This window comes from Alsobacter sp. P4_H11 (assembly GCF_056400925.1).
On sequence record NZ_JBFUKI010000001.1, the window covers coordinates 198,009 to 219,272 of the forward strand.

Consider the following 21,264-nt stretch of genomic DNA (forward strand, 5'->3'; position numbering starts at 1 on the left):
GTCCTACCCACCTCACGCGGCGTTCACGACCCATCATGCCCGCTTACGTCGCCAACAGAACCCGGCAGCGCCCCATCGGCGCTCTCTCACACTCATCACCATCATCCGCGCTCACACGGCGCTCACACACCCAAGGAAGGAGGTGCAGCGATGCGCAAGTCCAAGGATGGCCCGCGCCTCTGCCGGGCCGAAGGATGCCAAGCCCACAGCAAGGGCTTCTATTCTGTCTACTGCAACCGCCACGAACTGAACCAACGCCGACACGGTCATGAACTCCAAACCGCCATCGGCCCGACCCAGCTCAAGCCCTACCTCAAGATGGTCGATGACCGCTTGAGGAAGAACGAGAACACCGTCCGCTGGGATGTCATTGAGGACCGCTGGAAGATCATCGTCAGCCACGCTCGGGAGATCGTCGCGAGGACGGGTGCTGGGTTCGGATGGGAGCGACGGGCTGCTCAGACCATCATTAAGGTCAGCGACAACGTGGACTACAAGGAGATCGTAAGGATCGTGGTGGCCCTTTATCTCCTCCAGCGGTTCGACCCTCGGGTCTTCCGTGATGACCGGGCGTTCCAGTTCCAGTTGGTCAGAAACGTGAGGAAGCTGACCGACATCAGCGTTGGTACCTACTACAATCCCAGCGACGGTAAAGTGAAGCGGGCCTACAAGACCCTACCTCCTAAGTCCGTGGCAATCATGGGTCAGTGGATCTCTCAGGTCCTCGGATCACTCGCTCTGTACTTCGTGAAGGCTGAGGAGCGAGACGAAGAAGAACGTCAACGGAAGGTTGCTGCTTTCCGTGAGCCCATCCTTGAAGGCACGGAGCTACTCTGATCCCCGGTAGTCACCCGGTTATCGGGGGGTGAGACCTCATCATCCGCTTTAGAGGTTCGACCCCCGATAAATCCGTCAGTCTCAATCCAGCATCAGCCGCCGTCAGCCAACGACGTCACCCAACTCTCAACATCACAGGAATACACAGCATGGTCACCACGGTGAACCCTGAGGTCTTCGCTTGCGCCATGCGGGACCACTGGACCACGAACTGCAATAACATCGCATCTCCTGCCTTCCTCGATCTCTGGTCGGCGATGGCAAAGACGTTCAACCAAGCTATCGAGAGCCACGGCACCCAGGAGGCCAACCTCTGGCGTGTCCTCCAGCCCTCCACGGGGACCGGAAAGACCCAAGGCGCTCGCATCTACTCGGCGCTGACCATCCTCAACAACATGGTCGTGCCCCCGGAGGACAGGATCGGGATCCTGATCGTCACCCGAGAGATCATCGAGGCTGAGAAGCTGGCCACGGAGATTAACGAGAGTGTCGGGTGGTTCCTGTCGCCCGCGAAAGACGCCCCCCGAGCTACTTCTCCCGCCATAGAGGTTCAGGGGTGTACTTCTCCCGGTGTTTCACTCGCAAAACATTCTCAGTCCCCCAAGGGGGTGACCGGAGATGTAATGGCCACAGCGGATGTCCTGATCATCACCCATGCCGCCTACGTGAAGGCGCTCGACAACCTCAAGCACAATGATGACGAACGTTGGTCGTCGTTCATCCAATGGGCTGGCGGCACCCGCCGTCTGACCATAGTGGACGAGACTATCTCCAACATCGTCGAGATGTACGGGATCGACGTAGAGAACCTCAAGAGGACCATTGCCCACATCCCTGACGACATCCAGAGCGAGTTCCCTATGCAAATGAAGTACCTGAACGAGATGGTCGCGGTACTTCGGAAGCTGCGGGAAACCGTCAGCGGGCGGCGGGATCTGGTGGATGAGGACGACAACCTCAGCCGGATTGTGTGGGATAGCGAGGCGAAGGAGGTCTCAAGCTACGCTCGAAGGAACGCCACAGGGTATGACATGCGGCTCCTCCGTGCCCGCCTCGCCGGGTATTGCTGGGACACTGCGGTGACCGGGGTCGAGGACCAGGTTGTCGGCATGGCCATCGCGGAGCGTGTGGACCGGGCTCTGCGGGATGTGGAAGCGATCTACTCCCGGTGGGCCTGGTACGCGAAGCGAGGGGACTACGACACCCTCAACTCGTCCCGGTTGCTCCTACCTGACACCTTCCCAGCCCCGGTCGTCCTCGATGCCACCGCCTCCACACAAGTCCTCTGGGATCTGTTGGGGGACAAGGTGGTTCGGCCGGTCGTCCCTCCTTATGTCCGCTCGTACCACAACGTGATTCTGCATGTCGCTTGGTCGTCAGCGGGGACCGGCAAGACCGCGATGGTCAAGCACGGGAAGAAGCGGATGGCCCGACTGATTGCCGATCTGAACGAAAGGTTCGGCGGTCAGACCCGGAACGTCTTGCTCGTCACCAACAAGGCCGTCGAGCATCTCGCGATAGACCATGAGGTCACCTTCGGAGAGCTCAAGGTGGCCCATTGGGGACGGATCGACGGGAAGAACGACTGGCAGGACTGCGACACGGTCGTGATCGCGGGGCTCCAGTTCAAGGGCTCCGTATGGGCCTCAAACCTCTACATGAGCGTCAGAGGACCGAAGGGAGCCGAGTGTCTCCACAAGGGCAATCAACTCGCCCAGCAGATGGAGACCAAGGAGGTCATCGTCTCCGTCGTCCAGGCACTCAACCGGGTCCGTTGCCGCAAGGTGGTGGACACGGAAGGGAACTGCCCTCCCACCGAAGCCTTCATCGTTCTTCCTGGCGGTGAACGTGGTCGAGCCATCCTCGACGGTATCACTCAGGAGATGCCTGAGATCGTGGTCGATCCCTCGTGGTCGTTCACTTTCGAGGGCTCTCGGGTCGAGATCCGCCGTGGGTCATCTCACGAAGGCATCGTTCGGCTCGTGGAGAACCGTGGACCGGGGGAGGTCTCGATGGAGGCAGTCCAGCGGGAGTTCTGCCTCGGCCATGAGGCAATGAAAGACCTCCGCAAGGCGTTCCGCAATCCTGAACATCCACTGACGAAGGCGCTCGCTGACCTTGGCGTGGCCTACGTTCAGACAGGATACGGGAAGGGCTCCCGCAGCTACCTCGTCAAGCACTGAGCATCAACGTTTCAAGCAATCAGCGCGGGGGAAGAGCATCAGCCCTCATCCCCGCGTCACCTCGCTACTGCCTGAGCGCCCATACCCCCGCGCCTTTGCCTTCGGGCATCTGGAAGAGGTCAAGGCCGCCTCGGTAGTTCATCGAACTGCTAGAGTGATCCTCAAGGGTGCGGCGGATCACTGCTTCCAATGACATAGGAACGGAGCGACCTGCACTGTTACGAAGCGCCCGAACTTGGGCGTAGATGGCATGAAGGGTGGCTTTCCCTCCGAGCCTTTCCAGCGCCGACCTAACATCGTCTCGCCACGTCATCTCATCACCTTCATCGCGAGTTGAGGCGAGATCGGGTACAGCGACCGGCTGTGTCTCGACCTTGCGGACGGCTATGGTTTGTCGGTCCCTGAGAACGGAGACGGGACGTTTCTTGCCGCCGTCGTCGGTGAAGAACCAGTTCACCCATGCGTTCTCCGTCTTAGCTCCGACCCCTCGGCTGAGGGCATTGAGGCTAGGGTAGTCACGGCCATCTTGCAGTAGTCGCCAGACGCCCCTTTCTGCTTGCGCTTCCCAGTGAGCGCCAAGGTAGATCCGAAAGATCCTGAACCCGGAAGGAAACGCGACCTTGTGGCGGGGATCCACATAGCCGCTCTCCAGGTCGGGTGAGGCGGCCATAGGCGAAAGCCCAAGCAATCGCATGAGGATGTCGTTCTCCGACGCCTCTCCGTTCTGATGCAGTGCCCAGATGCGGGCGAACACGTCGACTGACACTGTGATCTGCTTCATCAATCTACCTCCATGCAAAGATAGTGGAGGTAGATTGAGTGATAGTCAATTGTCCCTCACGCCCGATTCTCTCTCCTTCGCGGAACGGCGAGCCAGTCCGTCTCCAGCCACACCCGAACAATCGTTCGGTGACCCTCAGTTCCCGGTCCCATCAAGTCGAACCTCCGAGACGGAGAGGAGGACGGAGGTGGTCTCGCGACTGTCGCCAAGGCGCTGGACGCGGTGAGCGTCAATTAAGCCAAGGAAACTTCACGTCACCTCTGTCGAGGACACCCGCGAGGATCTCCCGCATAGCTTTCACGTCCTTTCGGAAAAGCCAGCCGGGTTTTGCCCCCTCAGGGCGTCCCTCCTTGGGGACAAAGAGGGGACGGTGGTCCACCACTTCGAGGACATTGCCTCGGCAGTCGGTAGAGACGCCCGGCACGAGGCGGGGCCACTCCTTGTATCCACCGGGGATGTTTCTGTTGTCGTTGGTCGTTTCAGTCATGTCTTGCTTGCGTGTGGTGAGGCCCTCGTCATTGCGCGGGATACTGAGGACGCCGCTACTGCCCCTGCGGTGGAAGGCTTCTCGCCCGCCACTGAGGCCGGTATCGCATCCCTCGTGGCCGTCACGGACGCCTCCACCCAGATCGTCATTGCCCATCAGATCGCCTCCACCGGGGACGTGAACGAGGGCACGATTGGTCGCTTCGCCTCTCAGGCTGGCATCGAGCCACATGAGGCTGCCCGCGCCATCGACGGCATCCGAGCCGAGTTCGGGGGTCAGGCTGCCAAGGCCCTCGGCAAGCTCGGTGTGGACGATCTTGGCCACTTCGGTGACTGGCTGTCCTCCGAAGGCTTCGGTGAGGATCTCTCGCGAGCCATCATGCACCACGTCACGGAGCGTTCGACGGCTGCCTATGGTGACCTCGCCCGCCGCTACGTCGAAGCCATGGATCGTCACTCCCCCGACGCGATCCTGCCGGCTGACTTCGGCACTCTGGCATCACCGCCCAGAAGGTGGACGGAGCCATCGTCCTGAACATCCCCGGAAGGGGCCAGGTGGGCTGGAGTGCTGCCGTGAAGAGCGGCCTGATCTCGGTGGGCTCGCGGTGAACCAACCCCGGCTCCGCAATGAGTTGGTCCACAGGGCACGGGAGGAGGCGATTGGTCCTCCTCCACGATCCACGCCTCCAGAGAGTGGATGGCTTGAAGCTCAGATCGAGTACGCCCGCCTGACAGTGGCCGACTGGGTCAGCTCGCGTCGCCGTGGAGGCACGAGCCTCCGCACCGGAGATGAGGTCACCGGGGTCATCCTCCCTGACCTCCGACCGGAGCCCTTCACCGTCCGCGAGTCGGTCGAGCGTGGGCTGATCTGACCATCACCACCGTCATCTTCCTTGAAGCCCTTGGCGTCCCTCATAGGATGCCGGGGGTCACATCACGATGCCGCTCAATTGTCCATTACCGGAACTCAGTCGTTTCTTTATTTCCCGGTGAACGACCCGGTGGCAGTTCGCGCAGAGGCATTGAAGGTCTTCCAACTTCGTGCGGTGACCCTGGCCCATGTCACTGACGTGAACAGCGGCATGGTGAACCTCGATGCAAGCCGTCCCGACATCGGGCCCGTAGGTTTCAACGGGGTCAATCTTGCAACGCTCACAGAACAGCCGACCGTGCTGGCTCATGAACTGATCCTTCTTGGCCGGTGCGAGGCCATGCCCTCGTTCGCGTGCAAGGTGGGCCACGAGCTTCGGTTTCCCTTCGGTCCATTCCCGGTCCTCGTTCGATGTGGGAATGGCTGCAGACCCAAGTTCCTCCCCCTTTGGTACGACCGAGTATCCCGCGTTTTTCAGGACCTGAAAGGTCGCAGCACCGGACGAGAAGTTGCCCGGCAAAACCTCACGTCCCAGACCCTCACTTGCTGCAATCCCGAAGACTGCTTTCGGTGGCAATCGTTCGCCGGTTTCCGTGATCAGGTCGTAGTCTGTTGAAGGTCCGAAAGGATTGATGAAGCCGGGATCGAGCAGCTTCCCGATAGCATTGAAAAGATGCTGCGGCGTAGCTGCATCGCGCAGGACATCGAATGGGATCCGCTGAGGACGAGTAGAGGTTGCTGCCTCGGGGCTGAGGCCCAGTAGCCGCTGCAAGTCTGGAAGTGGCAAGGTGCGAGCGAACTGGATACGCACCTGCTTCGTCGGGTTCCCTCCACCCTTCTTCCGCTCACTCGCTACACCAGCCATTCGCCTGGACATCAGGCTGAACGCCGTTTCCCCTGACTGATCCAACTCCCCTGCGGTCAGGATCATGCGTTCAGCGAGGGGCAAGGCTTGAACCTTGGCGCTATCCACCCATACGCCTTCCAGCGGGATCTGGAATTGCGCAATCCGACGCAGCAGGAGCCGAAGTGCAGGGCCATACTGAGTGTTCCGAGCTGGCCCTCGGCTCATGAAGGTGACGCCGCGCTCATCAAGGTCAGCATGGGCGTCCAGCCGCGATCCGGCTTCGTCAACCACGCAATGCATGAAGACCAATCTCCATCAATCTTTCTGGCCGAGGCAGTGTAGGGCGGTCCCTCTCAGTGACGTAAGTGAGGATCTCATGGGCACTAATAGAGCGTCTTCGGGCGCTCGGAGTAGCGTTCGCTCTCCCGTCGCCGTGGCAGAACTCCAGATCCCTTGACCTCTCCTAACCTGAACGCCGTCGGTCATAAATCCGGTCGCTCCAGACCGGCGATACCTTTGAGGTCGTTGGGCTTGCTGCATGTGGTGCAACCCGCATGGAATCGTTTGATGCTTAGCGCCAGAGCCCCAATCGCGGCTTGAAAGTATTAGAAGCGCTGGCCACACGGAAGAGAATCAGATCCGATCGAGGCTCAGGAGGCTTGCTGCCCATGAGTACTGATCTCTTTGAAGATGATACTGATCTTGAAGTTCAGGACAACATTCGCGAACGCGAAATACGCGATCTGTTTCAGCTTGAGAAGCCGCCTGGCGAAGGCAGAGGAGGCACGGACGCCTATCTTGTTTGGAAGGGAAAGCAGTTCAACTTCGAGTTGAAATCCACAACACGGGGCTCAGTCACAACCGTCCGCGACTTCGGCCCGGATCACATCGAGAAGTGGAAGTGCCGCCATTGGCTTATCGGGGTTTATAATAAATCTAAAAAAATCCAATCGGTGATCTTTGCGACACCAGAACAGATGGAGCCTTGGATTTCTGAGAAGGCAACATACATAGCTCTAGACTTCAATCTCGCTGAGCACGTACCAGCGCTAATCACCCAGAGCGAACTGAAACGGCTGATGGGCGAAAAAGCTATCTATACTCTTTCAGATGCCCGCTTTGTAATGAAAAAGCAGTGGTCGAAATTGAAATACGTTGCCGAGATGGACCTCAAGGACGGCTATTCACCCAGCCGCATGCTCGCGATTTTACAACACAGATGCGCGTACATCATCCGTCGAGGTTCTACCTTGAATAACCCGCATGTTCCTGCAAGCTACTTCGATGGGTTCCACCACATCAAGGCTGATCATGCTACCGAATTGCGAAGACTGCTTGACACCTATTTGAGCGCGGCGGCCACTGCCAAGGCGACGTTGTAGCCCATAGGAGGAGCAACTGAGTTCCCGATCAGACCAAGCGCCTGATAAGTTGCCCCTTCGAACTGCCAGTCGGTAGGGAACCCCTGTATTACCGCGCAGTCCTCAACGGACATCCGGTAATGCCCATCCTTCGCCGGAAACGCCTGTGCCGCCTCGCGGCTGCGCGCGACCCCGTTGGGCCAGATCGCCAACTTCGTCCATACCTTGAGCGCAGCCGTGCTACTGAGAATGGACGTCGTGTGGCGAGGACCAGTGAGGGCACTTCGTATCGTTGGCGCCAACTCATCATAGCCAATTGCCGGGAGGCCAAGCGCTTCGCGCACACCCATGGTGCGCCTCAAAGTCTCAAATAGAGACAGCGAGGGTTGAGTTGGGAACTGATGGGTTGGCGCTGGCTCTCTGAACTTGGATGCCGCGCTTTCGTCACGAAACCCCACGAAGAACATGCGTGAACGTCTCTGCGGAACACCGAACATTGCGGCATCCAAACGGAAAGCTCTGATAGTATACATCTGACTCAAAGGGCCGAGGATAGTTTGCTTCACATACTGTTCAAACTTCTTACTGCCGAGCCCCGCAACATTCTCTGCTACAAACGCGCGCGGCTGCACCTCCAAAACTATTCTGACGAAATGAGGAAACATGTCGCGGACATCGTCGGCTCCATTCTGCCGCCCTGCGGTCGAGAATGGCTGACATGGGGGGCCGCCGTGAATTACGTCTACAAGCCCTCTGAGCGCGGACCAACGTGCGGTTACGACATCGCCGTCTGTTCCTGAGTTCACGCTCCAAGTGGGCCTGTTTCGGCGCAGCGTAGCTCCAGCGAAGGTAAGGATGTCGTACGCCGCCGTATGCTGAAACCCTGCCCGATCAAAGCCGAGATCGAGGCCACCCCCGCCGCTGAACAGCGAGAGGGCCTTGAACCCATTGGGTGCAAGTTGCGGCATCAGGTCATTGGGATCAAGGCGGGGCTGGTACAGTGGATGGGCAGATGCAGGCAGGAGCCCCTTGTCTGCGTTGATTCTGGCGAGCTGCGAAGCACGCGAGCGGGCTCTGAACACGTCCCGCTCTTCCTCACTGAGTTGCCAGCCCTTGTACCACTCAGTCTGGGTGCCCCTCTTCGCGTAGAGTGGACCTTCTTCGGTCTTTTTCGGACGTGTCGAAGAACTCACTTTGGACCATGCTCCGATTCGAGACGCGATAGCTTCTCACCGTGGCACGCGGCGGATCAGGCCGCCACCCTGCTATCCCAACTACACACAGGGTGCCAGTCCCTGTCTGGCCCTCTGCAAAGACAACGTGGGGCTCGTCTTTTCAACACATCTGGGCTACCACGCTGGGCTACCGCGTGGGCTACCAGAGTAGTTCGACTCTCGATTAAGCAGTTGATTTGAAATGGGAAAAATGGACTGGCTGGGGGACCTGGATTCGAACCAAGATTAACGGAGTCAGAGTCCGCTGTTCTACCGTTGAACTATCCCCCAACGGGCTTCGCCGGAGAGCGCGGGGCGCGGTGGCGAGCGGCGTGTGAATAGCCGAGGGGGAGGGGGTTGGCAACCCCTTCGGCGGCGAAATGGGCGGCGATTTCCGGGCGGCTGGATCTAGACGCTGGCGAAGCGGTCGAGATCGGCCGCAAGGCGCTTGGCGAGTTGCGCCGCAGGGGGGCTCATCTGGCGGGCGGCCGGCGTCAGAAGGCCGATGCGCAGCTGGTTGACGCCGGGCGACGTGAATGGGCGCCACACCAGGTCGCCATGCTCGATCTCGTGCAGGAAGCCGAGGCGGGTGAAGAACGCGATTCCCATGTTCAGCATCACGCACAGCTTCAGCATCTGGATCGAGTTCGACAGCACCTTGGGGGCGATCGAGGCGCGAAACGCGATGTAGTCGGGATCCGCCTCGGCGGCGCGGGGCAGGGGGCCCGGCTGGGTGAAGATGTTGAAGGGCCGGGTTTCCTCAAACGCGATTTGCAGCCGGTTCGCGAGCGGGTGGTCGGGCCGCATCACGACGCCGATCGGCGCCGCCACTTCGGCGAGAAAGCGCACGGTCGGGGGGATCTGGGCCGTCACGAAGGTGAACCCCATGTCGGCGTCACCGGCCGCCACCGCGTGCGCGATGTCGGCGGGTTGCAGCGCCAGCGCCGAATAGCTCACGGCCGGGAAATCAGCCCGAAACCGCACCAGCGCGCGGGGCAGGAAATCCACGAGCAGCGAATCCAGCGCCGCCACCGAGACATGGCCCGAGCGGGCTTCGCGCAGGTCGTCGATGTCGGCGCGCAGGCGGTCGAAATCATGCAGCGTGCTGGTGACGTGCCGCAGCAGCAGCTCGCCCGCCACCGTGAGGCGCATGCCGCCCGGCAGGCGGTCGAACAGCGGCGTGCCGAGCTCGTCCTCGAGCTTCAGGATCTGCCGGTTCAACGCGCTGGCGGCGACGTTGAGCGACGTCGCGGCCTTGCGAATCGAGCCGACGCGGGTGACTTCGCGGAAGTAAAACAGCGCTGCGGCGTGCACGACGATCCCGTTGGCGGCTGCGCCCAGGCGGCGCCCCGCGCCAATGTAGCGGGACCTGCGCGGCGCGCTACAGCATGTCGAGCGGACGCTTGCGGCGCGGAGGCGGATACTCGCGGTCCAGCGCCGCGCAATCCTCCGCGTCGAGCGCGAGGTCGGCCGCGGCGCGGTTCTGGCGAACGTGCTCCAGCGTGCCGGCCTTGGGGATCGCGATCACGTCGTCGCGGCGCAGCACCCAGGCGAGCGCCACCTGGTAAGGCTTCACGCCGTGCTTGCGGGCGACCGATTGCAATGCGCCGGTCTGGGGCAGCGAGCCCTGCTCGATCGGGCTGTACGCCATGGTGGGAATGCGCTTCTCGGCCAGACGCGGCATGAGCTCGAATTCCGGCCCGCGCCGCACGAGATTGTAGAGGATCTGGTTGGTCTGGCAGCTCGCGCCGCCCGCCTCCATCAGCTCCTCCATGTCTGACGTATCGAAGTTGCTGACCCCCCAGCCGCGGATCTTGCCGGCGGCCTGGAGGTCCTCGAACCCCGCGATCGTCTCCTCGAGCGGAACGTCGCCGGGCCAGTGCAGCAGATAAAGGTCGAGATAGTCGGTCGCCAGCCGTTTCAGGCTGTTTTCGCAAGCCCGCGCCATCGCCTTGCGGCCGGCGTTCTGGGGATAGACCTTGCTGACCAGGAACACGTCCTTGCGCACGCCCTGGAGCGCCTGCGAGAGCAACTGCTCGGTGCGGCCCTCGCCATACATCTCCGCCGTGTCGACCAGCGTCATGCCGAGCTCCACGCCAAGCTGGATCGATTCGATCTCCGAGCGCCGCCGTTCGGGCTTCTCGCCCATCCGCCAGGTGCCCATGCCAAGGCTCGGAACCGTTGTTCCGTCCGGGAGCACGAGAGTGCGGATCATCGAGACCTCCGATCGTGAACGCGCCGCCGCCGCGAGCACGTGAAACTGAAACGGGTCAACTCCAACCGTGCGCCAAAGTTGCCCGATTCCGCGCCCGGAAAGAGAAGCGTTCTTCCGCTATCCCGGATTTCGATGAGGCCGAGCGCTTGTGTCGGATCTATGGACGCGCGCGGCCAAGTCCAAGTCTCGGGACTGGATATGCCCGTCGAAATTGCGGGCGGGACGGAACGACACCGCGGCTCTCCGGTTTGCAGACGCACAGCAATGGAGGCCTTCTCATGAGCGACATCGCCCAGTCTTTTTCCAGCGACACGAGCGCACCCACCAATGTGGGCGGGGCGGAGCGGGCGCTGTCCACCATCGGCGGCGCGCTGATCGTCATCGACGGATTGCGCAGCGGCAGCACCTGGGGCGCGTTGCGGGCGCTGGTGGGAGCGGTTCTGATCGCCCGCGGCGTCGGCGGCCACTGCCCGGCCTATGCGGCGCTCGGCATGAACACCGCCGAGGACGATACGCAGGCGAAGCGCCTCGGCGGTCAGATCTGAGGGCGCTATGAGCTTTTTCATGACGAGCCCGCTGTTCACCAACGGGCAGGCGATCCCCGGCCGTTTCACCCGCAACCAGGAGAACATCTCGCCGCCGCTGGTCATTCAGGGCGCGCCCGAGGGCACGCGCAGCTTCGCGCTGCTCGTGGAGGATGCGGACGCCGAGGGCTTCGTCCACTGGGCGGCGTTCGACTTCACCGCCGAGCACCTGCTGGAGGGAGCCGGCGCGCTCGACCAGGAGAAGCGGCCGCCCGGCCTCAAGCACGCGCTGAATGGCTTTGGCCGCCCGGCCTATGACGGCCCGCAGCCGCCCGGCGAGGACAGCGTCCACAACTACTATTTCCGCCTGCTGGCGTTGCCGACCGAAACGCTTGGTTTCGCGGAGGGCTGCGACGCCCGCGAGATGTGGCACGAGGCGCGGGCCAAGCGGCTGGCCGAGGTCGACCTGATCGGCCTCTACATGGGCACGCCGCTCTAAAACCCTGCGGTTTCGCCCGCTTTGCGCTCCCGCAGGCATGGACGAACGCCGATGACCCTGTAATCTCGCTTCGACGCCGGCAAAAGGGCGCGAAGCGAAGAACAGGGAGTTGAAGATGACGGAGTTTTCCCGGCGCAGCCTGGCGCGCCTGGCTGCGGGGCTGTCGATCGTCGCGATCGGCGCCACCACCGCGCTCGCGCAGGGCCCCACCTTCTTCCGCATCGGCACCGGCGGCACCGCCGGCACTTATTATCCGGTGGGCGGCATGATCGCCAACGCGGTGTCCAGCCCGCCGAACCTGATCCTCACCGCGCAGGCGTCCAACGGCTCCGTCGCCAACATCAACGGCGTCGTGAGCGGCCAGCTCGAATCCGGCTTCACGCAGGCGGACGTCGCCGCCTGGGCTTATACGGGCACGGGCCTTTTCGAGGGCAAGCCGAAGGCCGAGGACCTGCGCCTCATCGCCAATCTTTACCCGGAGAGCATCCACTTCGTGGCCGCCAAGAGCGCCAATGTGAAGTCGATCGCCGACCTCAAGGGCAAGCGCGTCTCGCTGGACGAGCCGGGCTCCGGCACGCTGGTGGACGCCCGCATCATCCTCAAGGCGTTCGGCCTGACCGAAGCTGACATCAAGCCCGAATACGTGAAGCCGAACCAGGCCGCCGACAAGATGCGCGACGGCTCGCTTGACGCCTTCGTGTTCGTGGGCGGCTACCCGACCAGCGCCATCGCGGAGCTCGCCGCCACGGGCGGGGGCGTCGACATCATCCCGATCACGGGTCCGCAGGTGGACGAGCTGCGCAAGCAGTACGGCTTCTTCGCCGAGGACGAGATCCCGGCCGGGACCTACAAGGGCGCGGACGCCGCCAAGACGCTGGCTGTCGGCGCGCAGTGGGTGACCTCCGCCAAGGTGTCGGCCGACACCGTCTATGCGATCACCAAGGCGCTCTGGGCCGACAAGACCCGTGCGGCGCTGGATGCAGGCCACGCCAAGGGCAAGATGATCCGCAAGGAGACGGCTCTCGCCGGCGCCGGCGTGCCGCTGCATCCGGGCGCGGAGAAGTTCTACAAGGAAATCGGGCTGATCAAGTAAGCCCCGTCCGCCGGCGAACATCTACGGCCGATCTGCGTGGTGGCCGGGCCCGTTCCGGGCGCCACGCCTTGTCCGCGCTTGAGCGACGCGGGCGCAAGACCCTCGACGAAAAACGACAACGGCAAGAGGACCTGCCTTGACCACCCAAGCCATGAGCAGCCATCCCGCCGTTCTCGAAGACGATCCGCTGAAGCTCGAGGAGAAGTTCGACCCGGAAATTCATTTCCGGCCGCTGCTGCCCGCCACCGCCGTGCTTGTGGCGGGGCTGCTCTTCACGCTGTCCTGCTTCCACTACTACACGGCGGGCTTTGGCCTGCTGGCCGAGACGACGCATCGCGGCGTCCACATGGCCTTCGTGATCGGGCTCATCTTCCTGGTGTTCGCCGCCCGTGGGCGGGACCAGGACCGCATCGCCCCGCATGCGTGGTTTCGCCCGGGCGGCATTCTGCTGATCGACTGGGCCCTGGCGCTCGCGGCCGCGGCGGCGAGCCTCTACGTGCCGTGGATTTTCCACGACCTCGCGTTCCGTGTCGGCAATCCCACCACGATGGACGTCGTAATGGGCACGGTGCTGATCGTCGTGCTGCTCGAGGCGACGCGCCGCTCGGTCGGGATCGCGCTGCCGCTGATCGCGGTCGGGATGATGATCTACGGCTATTTCGGGCCCACGATGCCGGGCATCTTCAAGCATCCGGGCGCGTCCTGGAGCGGGCTCGTCAATCACCTCTATCTCACCAGCCAGGGCGTCTACGGCGTCGCGCTCGGCGTGGTGGCGACCTACGTGTTCCACTATGTGCTGTTCGGCGTGCTGGCGACGCGCATCGGCCTCGGCAAGCTCTTTATCGATCTCGCGTCCTGGCTGGCGGGCGGCTTCGCGGGCGGGCCCGCCAAGGTGGCGATCTTCGGCTCGGCGTTGTTCGGGATGATCTCAGGCTCCTCGATCGCCAACACGGTGACGGTGGGCTCGCTCACCATCCCGGCCATGATCCGCATGGGCTATCCCAAGCACTTCGCGGCGGCGGTGGAATCGACCGCCTCTACGGGCGGCCAGATCACGCCGCCCATCATGGGCGCGGCCGCGTTCCTGATGATCGAGTTCCTGGGCGTGAGCTACTCGACCATCATCCTGGCCGCGATCGTGCCGGCCTTCATGCATTTCTTCGGCGTGTTCTGTCAGGTCCACTTCGAGGCCAAGAAGAAGGGCATGCGCGGCCTAAGCCGCGAGGAGCTGCCCGACCCCGTCCAGACCATCCGCGAGGGCTGGCAGACCGTGATGCCGCTCGCCGTGCTGCTGCTGGTGCTGTTCAGCGGCTACACGCCATACCTGGCGGCCTTCTGGGGCATCACCGCCTGCATGATCGTGGGCGTCGGCCGCTCGCCGCTGATCACGCTCGGCAGCTTCGCCGCCATCGTGGCCGCCACGGCGGCCGGGCTGCTCACCAAGTGGATCTTCATCGGGCCGATGGCGGCGGCCGTCGCGGCGCTGCTCGTCTGGTCCTGGCTGAACGGCGCGGAGCGGCGCGCCCGCGTGGCCGACATCGGCGACGCCTTCGTGGTCGGGGCGAAATACGCCATCTCGGTCGGCGCGGCCTCCGCGACCGTAGGTGTCATCGTCGGCGTGATCACGCTGACGGGCGTCGGCTTCAAGATCTCCTGGATGGTGACCCAGATGGCGGGCCAGATGGGCGACGCCGTGCTGTCCGTGCTGCCCGCCGGCCTGTTCACCCCACAGGGCGCGACGCTGTTCTTCACCCTGGTGCTGACCGCGATCGTCTGCATCCTGCTCGGCTGCGGCGTGCCCACCACGGCGACCTACATCATCATGGTGACGGTGGCCGCCCCGACGCTCGGCATGCTCGGCGTGGCTCCGATCGTGGCGCATTTCTTCGTGTTCTACTACGGCGTGCTGGCGGACGTGACGCCGCCCGTGGCGCTCGCCGCCTATGCGGGCGCGAGCATGGCGGGGGCGGACCCGTTCAAGACCGGCAACACGGCGTTCCGGCTGGCGCTCGGCAAGGCGCTGGTGCCGTTCGTCTTCGTCTATGGCCCCGCCATGCTGATCGTCACGCAGGGCTTCACCTGGTACGATTTCACGGTAACGACCTTCGGCTGCATGGCCGGCATCGTGATGCTCTCGGCCGCGTTCAGCGCCTATATGTTCGCGCCGCTGCGCGGCTGGGAGCGCATCCTTCTCGTGGCCGCCGCCATGCCGACGGTGGCCCCGGGCCTGCCTTCCACGCTGGTCGGCCTCGCAATGGCGAGCCCGGTGCTGTTGCTGCAACTGCGCAAGCGCTCGGCGGCCGCTGCGGCGATAGCCGCCTAGCGGCGCAGAACGAGCACGTTGCCGGCCAGCACCAGCACGAGCCCCATGGCGGCCGGCAGCGTCCACACATAGCCCTCGAACACGGTCGAGATCGCCAGCGCGAACACCGGAAACATCACAGTGGAGTAGCCTGCCCGGGCCGCGCCGATGCGGCCGAGCAAGGTGAGATAGGCCGCGAACGCGACCACGGAAGCCACCACGGCCAGCCAGACGAGGCCGCCCAGATAGGGCAGGGTCCACTCGATCACGAAGGCGTCGCCCTTGATCCAGGCGAAGAGCCCCAGCGCGGCGGAGCCGTAGAGCATGCCCCAGGCCGAGGCCGGGATCACGGCCACGCCCTGGCGCTGCACCCAGGTCGACAGCATGTTGCCCGAGCAGAAGAACAGCGTGCCGAGGATGCACAGGCCAAAGCCGATCTGCGCCGAAGCGCCGAAATCGGCGCTGAGCAGCCGCGGCGCGAACATCAGGAACACGCCGCCGAGCCCGAGCGCGGCCCCGGCCGCCACCCGCGGCTCGATGCGCTGGCCCAGGATCGGCCAGGCGAGCAGCATGTTGAACAGCGACGCGGTGGAAAACACCACGGCGAGCAGTCCGGAAGGCGTGGACAGCCCGCCATAATAGAAGCTCAGGAAGTTGCAGCCGAACAATAAGAGCCCGAGCCCGGCGAAGCGCACATGCATGGCGGCCGGGTAGGCCAGGCGCGCGCCGCTGGCCTGGGCCCAGATGAACATGATCGCGCTTGCCAGCAAAAAGCGCCACATCACGGACACTTCAGGGCTGACGACGCCGAGCTGGTAGCGGATCGCGATCCAGCTCGTCGACCAGGCGAACACGACGGCGGCGTAGAGGCCGAGATCGAAACGCGACAGCCCCGGCCGCGTCCGCGGTTGGGCTGCGGGAGGCGGCGCGGAAGCGCCGAGCGGGGCGGCGGTGGTCGGAGCTGAGCTCATGGCGGCGCAATCTATCGGCGCCGGGGCGCGCTGACTAAGCATAGCTTCTGATGCGTCCCATGCGCGCCCGTGATGCAGGCGCGCCTCAGGCGGAATCGGGTTGCGGCGTGCCCCGGGATGGGGTGTGCTCGCCCTCCATGGACGAGCTATCCGATCTCCCCCAGGACGAAGCGCTGCAGCAGCCGGACCCGGTCGAAGCCGCGTTGAGGCCCGTCGCCACGCTTTCGGCCACGCAGGCGCGCCGCATCGCGCTCGCCGCCCAGGGTTTCGCGCGACCGCGGCCCGACGAGGCCACGCGCACGCATTTCGACGCCATGACGGCCCGGCTCGGCCTGTTGCAGATCGATTCGGTGAACGTGCTGGCGCGCGCCCATCACATGCCGGCCTATTCGCGGCTGGGCCCCTATGACGTCGGGATGCTGGACCAGGCGGCCTATGGCGGGCGGCGTCGCAAGCTGTTCGAATATTGGGGCCACGAGGCCTCGCTGATCCGCTGCGAGCACCAGCCGCTGTTGCGCTGGCGCATGGCACGGGCTCAGCGCGGGGAGGGGACCTACACGGGCATCGCCAAGTACGGCCGGGAGAACCCCGACGCTGTGAAAGCCGTTCTGCGCGAAGTCGAGAAGCGGGGCGGGCTGGCCGCGCGCGACCTCGGCGAGGAGCGCGGCGCCGGCGCGTGGTGGGGCTGGAGCGACACCAAGCGGGCGCTGGAATGGCTGTTCTGGGCCGGCCTGGTCACCACCGCGACGCGGCGCGGCAATTTCGAGCGCGTCTACGATCTCACCGAGCGTGTTCTACCCCGCAAGGCGCTCGACGCGCCGACGCCGACCGAGCCCGACGCCCATCGCGAGCTCCTGCGCATCGCCGCCCGTGCGCTCGGCGTCGCGACGTCGCAGGATTTGCGCGACTATTTCCGCATCGGTCCATCCGCCTCGGCGCGCCTTCCCGAGCTCGTGGAAGAGGGCGCGCTGCTGCCGGTCGTCGTGAAAGGCTGGAAACAGCCGGCCTATCTGTTCGCCGACGCACGCAAGCCGCGCGCCATTGCGGCCCAGGCCATCGTGTCGCCCTTTGATCCGCTGCTCTGGCATCGCAGCCGCACCGAGCGGCTGTTTGGCGTCCGTTACCGCATCGAGATTTACACGCCCGCTCACAAGCGCGAGCACGGCTACTACGTGCTGCCGTTCCTGCTAGGCGACCGCATCGTCGGCCGGTTCGACCTCAAGGCCGACCGGGCCGCCAAACGCCTCGTCGTGCAATCCGCCCACCTGGAGGCGGGCCAGCAACCCGGCCCCGTCGCGGAGGCCGCCGCAGACGAGCTCCGCAAGCTGGCCGCCTGGCTCGGGTTGTCCGCCATCGAGGTGAAGCCCAAGGGCGACCTCGCGGCCCACATCGCGCTCTGACCGGACTGCAACTTTCCCCAACCGCCCTCGTTGGTCGGCGAAGAGGAGGCTGCATGAACGCGCTGCTCGGCGCTTCGGTGATACCGTTCGAGGACCTGCTCTGGCGGCTCGGCGCCGCCGCGCTGTTCGGCATGCTGCTCGGGATCGACCGGGAGATCCGCGGCAAGTCGGCGGGCATCCGTACGCACATGCTCGTGGCGCTGAGCTCCGCGACCACCATGCTGATCGCGCTCGAGCTGTTCGAGGAACTGTCCGGCGCGGGCAAGAGCCCGGACCCCACGCGCGCCATCCAGGGCCTCGCGCAGGCGATCGGCTTCATCTGCGCCGGCGTCATCTTCGTGGCGCGCGGCAATGTCCGGGGACTCACCACGGCGGCCAGCCTTTGGATGACGAGCTCGGTCGGCATGGCGGCGGGCGCGGGCATGAACCGCATCGCCGTGACGGCCGTGGTTCTCGCCCTGCTGATCCTCACGGTGCTCTGGGTCGTCACCCGGGCCTTCGAGCCATGGCGAAAAACGGACGGCGGCGACGGGGACGACTGATCCCCGCCCTTGACCGGCGCGGCGACGGCTTGTCTCTTTGCGGGCGATGGATCGCAAGGGGGCGCGGATGACGGAGCGGATGGCCACGGTGGGCGAGGAGCCCCGGGGCGAACTCACTGTGCGCACCATCGCGATGCCGAGCGACACCAACGCCAATGGCGACATCTTCGGCGGCTGGGTCATGTCGCAAATGGACCAGGCGGGCGGCATCGCGGGCGTGGAGCGCGCGCAGGGGCGCGTCGTCACCGTCGCGGTGGAGGCCATGACGTTCATCCGCCCGGTGGCGGTCGGCGACGTGCTGTGCGTCTACACAGCCGTGGACAGCGTCGGCCGCACCTCCATGAAGATCCACATAGAGGCCTGGGCGCGCCGCTTCCAGACGCGCGTGCGCGAGAAGGTGACGGACGCGACCTTCACCTTCGTGGCCATCGACGACGACGGCAAGCCGCGCACGGTGCCGCCAGTCTGATCAGTAAGGCAGCCCGACATAATTCTCCGCCAGCGCGGTGCGGGCAGCGCGCGAGCCTTCCAGATAAATGAACTCCGCCTCCTGCATGCGCCGATCGAAGGAGTTCTGGTCGGCGAAGCGATGCAGCAGCGACGTCATCCACCAGGAGAAGCGCTCGGCCTTCCAGATGCGGGCCAGCGCGCGCGCCGAGTAGGCGTCGAGACCCGCGCTCGAGCGCTCGCCATAGTGCTCGGCAAACCCCTGCGCGAGATAATGCACGTCGCTGGCCGCGAGGTTCAGGCCCTTCGCGCCCGTCGGCGGCACGATGTGCGCCGCGTCCCCGGCAAGAAACAACCGTCCGAAGCGCAGTGGCTCGGCCACGAAGCTGCGCAAGGGCGCGATGGATTTCTCGATCGACGGCCCGGTCACCACATGGGCGGCCGCCTCCGGATCCAGCCGCGCCCGCAATTCGTCCCAGAAGCGCTCGTCCGACCACGCGGACAGGTCCTCATCCGCGCCGCACTGCACGTAGTAGCGGCTGCGCGTGGGAGAGCGCATGGAGCACAGCGCGAAGCCGCGGTCGTGCCCGGCATAGATCAGCTCGTGCGAGCAGGGCGGCACGTCGGCCAGCACGCCGAGCCAGCCGAACGGGTAGACGCGCTCGAACGTTTGCAGGCTCCCCTCCGGCAGGCTCGCCCGGCTCGGGCCGTGGAAGCCGTCGCAGCCGGCGATGAAGTCGCAGGCGAGCTCGCGCGCCAGCCCGTTCTCCGTCCATGTGACGCGCGGGGCGGCGTCAGCGAAATCATGGAGCGCGACGTCGTCGGCCTCGTAGATGGTCGCGAGGCCCGCGGCCTCCCGCGCCGCCATCAGGTCGCGCGTAACCTCCGTCTGGCCATAGACGGTGACGACCTTGCCGACGAGGTCCTTGAGGTCGATCCGCAGACGCCGGTTGGCGAAGCCGAGCGCGAAACCTTCATGCGGCAGCCCCTCGGCCCGCAGCCGCGCGTCGACGCCGGCTTGCGCGAGCAGGTCCACGGTGCCCTGTTCGAGCACGCCGGCGCGGATGCGCGACAGCACGTAGTCCTTGGACTTGCGCTCCAGGATGACGGTTTCGACGCCCGCCTTGTGCAGCAGCTGACCGAGCAGGAGCCCGGCCGGGCCTGAGCCGATGATCGCGACCTGTGTGCGCATGGTTGTCCTTGCCTCGACAAAGGGGCGTCGGAGGCCGTCATGAGTGCCCGTTTGGCCGCAAGGTGCAGCCCGTGGCGCAGCCGCGCAAGGGATGACCCAGCAAACCTTGCGTGAATACGAGCTTCGGCCGCCGTTGGACGACAGGCGGCGGAGCCTTCGGGCGGGTTCTCGCATTGCCCGCGGGCGCGCTATGATGGCCGCCTTGTAACCCTGAGGAGTGCCGCTCGTGCCGCGCTATATCATCCTGGACAACGTCACCGGCTCCATCGTCGCCGATACGCTCGATCTGGACGGCGCCCCGCGCGAGGAGGATCCGTTGGAGGCGGTGAAGCGCTTCGACGGGCTGACCCTCGAGGACAAGCGCAGCTACGCGCTGGAGCATCCGACCGCCGCCCTGAACGAAGCCGTCGGCTACATCGTCTATGTCGCGCCGGACGACTATCCCAAGATCAAGGACGGCCAGGACCAGGACGTCATCGACGCGATGATCGCGGCCTGCGAGCCCGTGGCCTTCGTGGAAGTCCGGGAACTCTGACCCAACGCTGAAATCTCCCCGGCCTCATTGATCGCCCGCAATGCGCTCCTCTGCGATTGCGGCCAGCATCCTCCCCGGAAAAACGACCAAAAGGGGAGGACGCCATGGCGTTCAAAGACATTCTCGTGGAATTGGCGGCCGGTCGGGGCGGCGACGCCACCCGGGCTTTCGCGCTCGGGCTGGGCGCGTCCACCCAGGCGCATGTCACCGGCGTGGCTCCGATCGGCGACATCGACGCGGGCTATCTCCTGGCCGAAGCCGGCGCGGTGATGCTCTCCCGGTCGCTGGCCGAGTCGACCGAGCGGGCCAACGCCCTGCGGTCCAGCTTCGAGGCGGACGCGGTCGCGGCCGGCGTGCGCGCCGAGAGCCTGAACCTGAAGCTTTCCGCCCAGCACGGCGACAGGGTGGCGGCTGAACTCGCCCGCCATTTCGACATGACGATCGTGAGCCAGCCCCAGGACGGCAAGGCGCCGGACGAGCCCTCCATTCTGGAAGCCGCGCTGTTCGGCTCGGGCCGGCCCGTGCTGATCGTGCCCTACATCCACCGGGACCCGCCGCGGCTCGACCGCGCCATGCTGGCGTGGGACGGTAGCCGCGAGGCGACGCTCGCGCTAGCCGGCGCCCTGCCGCTGCTGGTGCGGGCCGCGAAGGTCGAGATCGTGACGATCAACCGCGACCGGCACGTGGACTTCCCGGGCTTCAACATCGCCCGCCACCTGGCCCGGCACGGCGTCAACGCCGAGCTGAAGCGGGTGACGACCGATCTCGACGTCGGCAATGCCTTGCTGTCGCATGCGGTGGACACGCGCGCGGACCTTCTCGTGATGGGCGGCTACGCTCATTCGCGTTTCCGCGAGCTGGTGTTCGGCGGCGCAACCCGCACTGTGCTGGAAAGCATGACGCTGCCGGTCGTGATGGCGCACTGACCACCCTCCGGTATCCACTGGATTGCGCACGTCGCCGA

The 21,264-nt window shown here is 64.7% G+C and carries 20 protein-coding genes and 1 tRNA gene; 12 read left to right on the forward strand and 9 right to left on the reverse strand.

Annotated elements, in window-relative coordinates:
- Positions 1-150: 150 nt before the first annotated feature.
- Together AC1DSZ_RS00880 and AC1DSZ_RS00885 are read left to right on the forward strand one after the other, a co-directional pair.
- On the forward strand, positions 151-837 hold the full coding sequence (locus AC1DSZ_RS00880) for a hypothetical protein (protein ID WP_476836520.1): 687 nt from the start codon (positions 151-153) through the stop codon (positions 835-837).
- A 149-nt stretch (positions 838-986) separates the two neighbouring features.
- Complete coding sequence (locus AC1DSZ_RS00885) at positions 987-3,020, forward strand: hypothetical protein (protein ID WP_476836521.1); 2,034 nt, start codon at positions 987-989, stop codon at positions 3,018-3,020.
- Positions 3,021-3,084: 64 nt separating this feature from the next.
- Here the strand turns inward: AC1DSZ_RS00885 and AC1DSZ_RS00890 are convergent, their stop codons facing one another.
- The 3 genes from AC1DSZ_RS00890 to AC1DSZ_RS00900 form a co-directional block, all read right to left on the reverse strand.
- Positions 3,085-3,801, reverse strand: coding sequence for a hypothetical protein (locus AC1DSZ_RS00890; protein ID WP_476836522.1), 717 nt, complete (start codon positions 3,799-3,801; stop codon positions 3,085-3,087).
- Positions 3,802-4,030: 229 nt separating this feature from the next.
- Entirely contained in the window at positions 4,031-4,744 is a 714-nt protein-coding gene (locus tag AC1DSZ_RS00895) for a hypothetical protein (protein ID WP_476836523.1), read from the reverse strand.
- A 472-nt stretch (positions 4,745-5,216) separates the two neighbouring features.
- Complete coding sequence (locus AC1DSZ_RS00900) at positions 5,217-6,305, reverse strand: HNH endonuclease (RefSeq protein WP_476836524.1); 1,089 nt, start codon at positions 6,303-6,305, stop codon at positions 5,217-5,219.
- Positions 6,306-6,673: 368 nt separating this feature from the next.
- Here AC1DSZ_RS00900 and AC1DSZ_RS00905 point away from each other — a divergent pair, with 368 nt between their 5' ends.
- On the forward strand, positions 6,674-7,387 hold the full coding sequence (locus tag AC1DSZ_RS00905) for a PDDEXK family nuclease (protein ID WP_476836525.1): 714 nt from the start codon (positions 6,674-6,676) through the stop codon (positions 7,385-7,387).
- On the opposite strand, the gene AC1DSZ_RS00910 is transcribed toward AC1DSZ_RS00905, so the two are convergent.
- The 4 genes from AC1DSZ_RS00910 to AC1DSZ_RS00925 form a co-directional block, all read right to left on the reverse strand.
- A complete protein-coding gene (locus AC1DSZ_RS00910) occupies positions 7,348-8,559 on the reverse strand; it encodes a DNA cytosine methyltransferase (protein ID WP_476836526.1) in 1,212 nt (403 codons plus the stop codon). The genes AC1DSZ_RS00905 and AC1DSZ_RS00910 overlap by 40 nt on opposite strands.
- A 238-nt stretch (positions 8,560-8,797) precedes the next feature.
- Positions 8,798-8,871: transfer RNA gene (locus tag AC1DSZ_RS00915), tRNA-Gln, on the reverse strand.
- Between the two features lie 117 nt (positions 8,872-8,988).
- Positions 8,989-9,894, reverse strand: coding sequence for a LysR family transcriptional regulator (locus AC1DSZ_RS00920; protein ID WP_476836527.1), 906 nt, complete (start codon positions 9,892-9,894; stop codon positions 8,989-8,991).
- Between the two features lie 67 nt (positions 9,895-9,961).
- Positions 9,962-10,795, reverse strand: coding sequence for an aldo/keto reductase (locus AC1DSZ_RS00925; RefSeq protein WP_476836528.1), 834 nt, complete (start codon positions 10,793-10,795; stop codon positions 9,962-9,964).
- A 278-nt stretch (positions 10,796-11,073) separates the two neighbouring features.
- On the opposite strand from AC1DSZ_RS00925, the gene AC1DSZ_RS00930 reads away from it, so the two are divergent.
- The 4 genes from AC1DSZ_RS00930 (at position 11,074) to AC1DSZ_RS00945 (ending at position 15,234) form a co-directional block, all read left to right on the forward strand.
- Positions 11,074-11,340 (forward strand): YgaP family membrane protein, encoded by a 267-nt coding sequence (locus tag AC1DSZ_RS00930; protein WP_188517879.1) that lies wholly within the window; start codon positions 11,074-11,076, stop codon positions 11,338-11,340.
- A 19-nt stretch (positions 11,341-11,359) separates the two neighbouring features.
- On the forward strand, positions 11,360-11,818 hold the full coding sequence (locus AC1DSZ_RS00935) for a YbhB/YbcL family Raf kinase inhibitor-like protein (protein WP_476836529.1): 459 nt from the start codon (positions 11,360-11,362) through the stop codon (positions 11,816-11,818).
- Between the two features lie 115 nt (positions 11,819-11,933).
- Complete coding sequence (locus tag AC1DSZ_RS00940; protein ID WP_476836530.1) at positions 11,934-12,911, forward strand: TAXI family TRAP transporter solute-binding subunit; 978 nt, start codon at positions 11,934-11,936, stop codon at positions 12,909-12,911.
- Between the two features lie 151 nt (positions 12,912-13,062).
- On the forward strand, positions 13,063-15,234 hold the full coding sequence (locus AC1DSZ_RS00945) for a TRAP transporter permease (RefSeq protein WP_476836984.1): 2,172 nt from the start codon (positions 13,063-13,065) through the stop codon (positions 15,232-15,234).
- Here the strand turns inward: AC1DSZ_RS00945 and AC1DSZ_RS00950 are convergent.
- Positions 15,231-16,184: a DMT family transporter gene (locus AC1DSZ_RS00950; protein ID WP_476836531.1), complete on the reverse strand. Its 954-nt coding sequence runs from the start codon at positions 16,182-16,184 to the stop codon at positions 15,231-15,233. The genes AC1DSZ_RS00945 and AC1DSZ_RS00950 overlap by 4 nt on opposite strands.
- Before the next feature lie 137 nt (positions 16,185-16,321).
- Between AC1DSZ_RS00950 and AC1DSZ_RS00955 the strand changes: the two genes are divergently transcribed.
- The 3 genes from AC1DSZ_RS00955 to AC1DSZ_RS00965 all read left to right on the forward strand — a co-directional run bounded on the left by AC1DSZ_RS00955 (position 16,322) and on the right by AC1DSZ_RS00965 (position 18,595).
- Positions 16,322-17,584, forward strand: coding sequence for a winged helix-turn-helix domain-containing protein (locus AC1DSZ_RS00955; RefSeq protein WP_476836532.1), 1,263 nt, complete (start codon positions 16,322-16,324; stop codon positions 17,582-17,584).
- A gap of 53 nt (positions 17,585-17,637) precedes the next feature.
- Positions 17,638-18,126, forward strand: a complete 489-nt coding sequence (locus AC1DSZ_RS00960; protein WP_476836533.1) for an MgtC/SapB family protein — start codon at positions 17,638-17,640, stop codon at positions 18,124-18,126.
- Positions 18,127-18,193: 67 nt separating this feature from the next.
- The gene (locus tag AC1DSZ_RS00965) at positions 18,194-18,595 is read left to right on the forward strand and encodes an acyl-CoA thioesterase (protein WP_476836534.1); all 402 of its coding nucleotides are present in this window, start codon (positions 18,194-18,196) and stop codon (positions 18,593-18,595) included.
- Here AC1DSZ_RS00965 and pobA read toward each other — a convergent pair whose 3' ends face one another.
- Entirely contained in the window at positions 18,596-19,765 is a 1,170-nt protein-coding gene (gene pobA, locus AC1DSZ_RS00970) for a 4-hydroxybenzoate 3-monooxygenase (protein ID WP_476836535.1), read from the reverse strand.
- Positions 19,766-19,991: 226 nt separating this feature from the next.
- On the opposite strand from pobA, the gene AC1DSZ_RS00975 reads away from it, so the two are divergent.
- Both AC1DSZ_RS00975 and AC1DSZ_RS00980 read left to right on the forward strand, forming a co-directional pair.
- Positions 19,992-20,300 carry a hypothetical protein gene (locus AC1DSZ_RS00975; RefSeq protein WP_188517887.1) on the forward strand — a complete coding sequence of 103 codons (309 nt, stop codon included), beginning with the start codon at positions 19,992-19,994 and terminating at the stop codon, positions 20,298-20,300.
- Positions 20,301-20,404: 104 nt separating this feature from the next.
- A complete protein-coding gene (locus AC1DSZ_RS00980; RefSeq protein WP_476836536.1) occupies positions 20,405-21,226 on the forward strand; it encodes a universal stress protein in 822 nt (273 codons plus the stop codon).
- Positions 21,227-21,264: the final 38 nt, after the last annotated feature.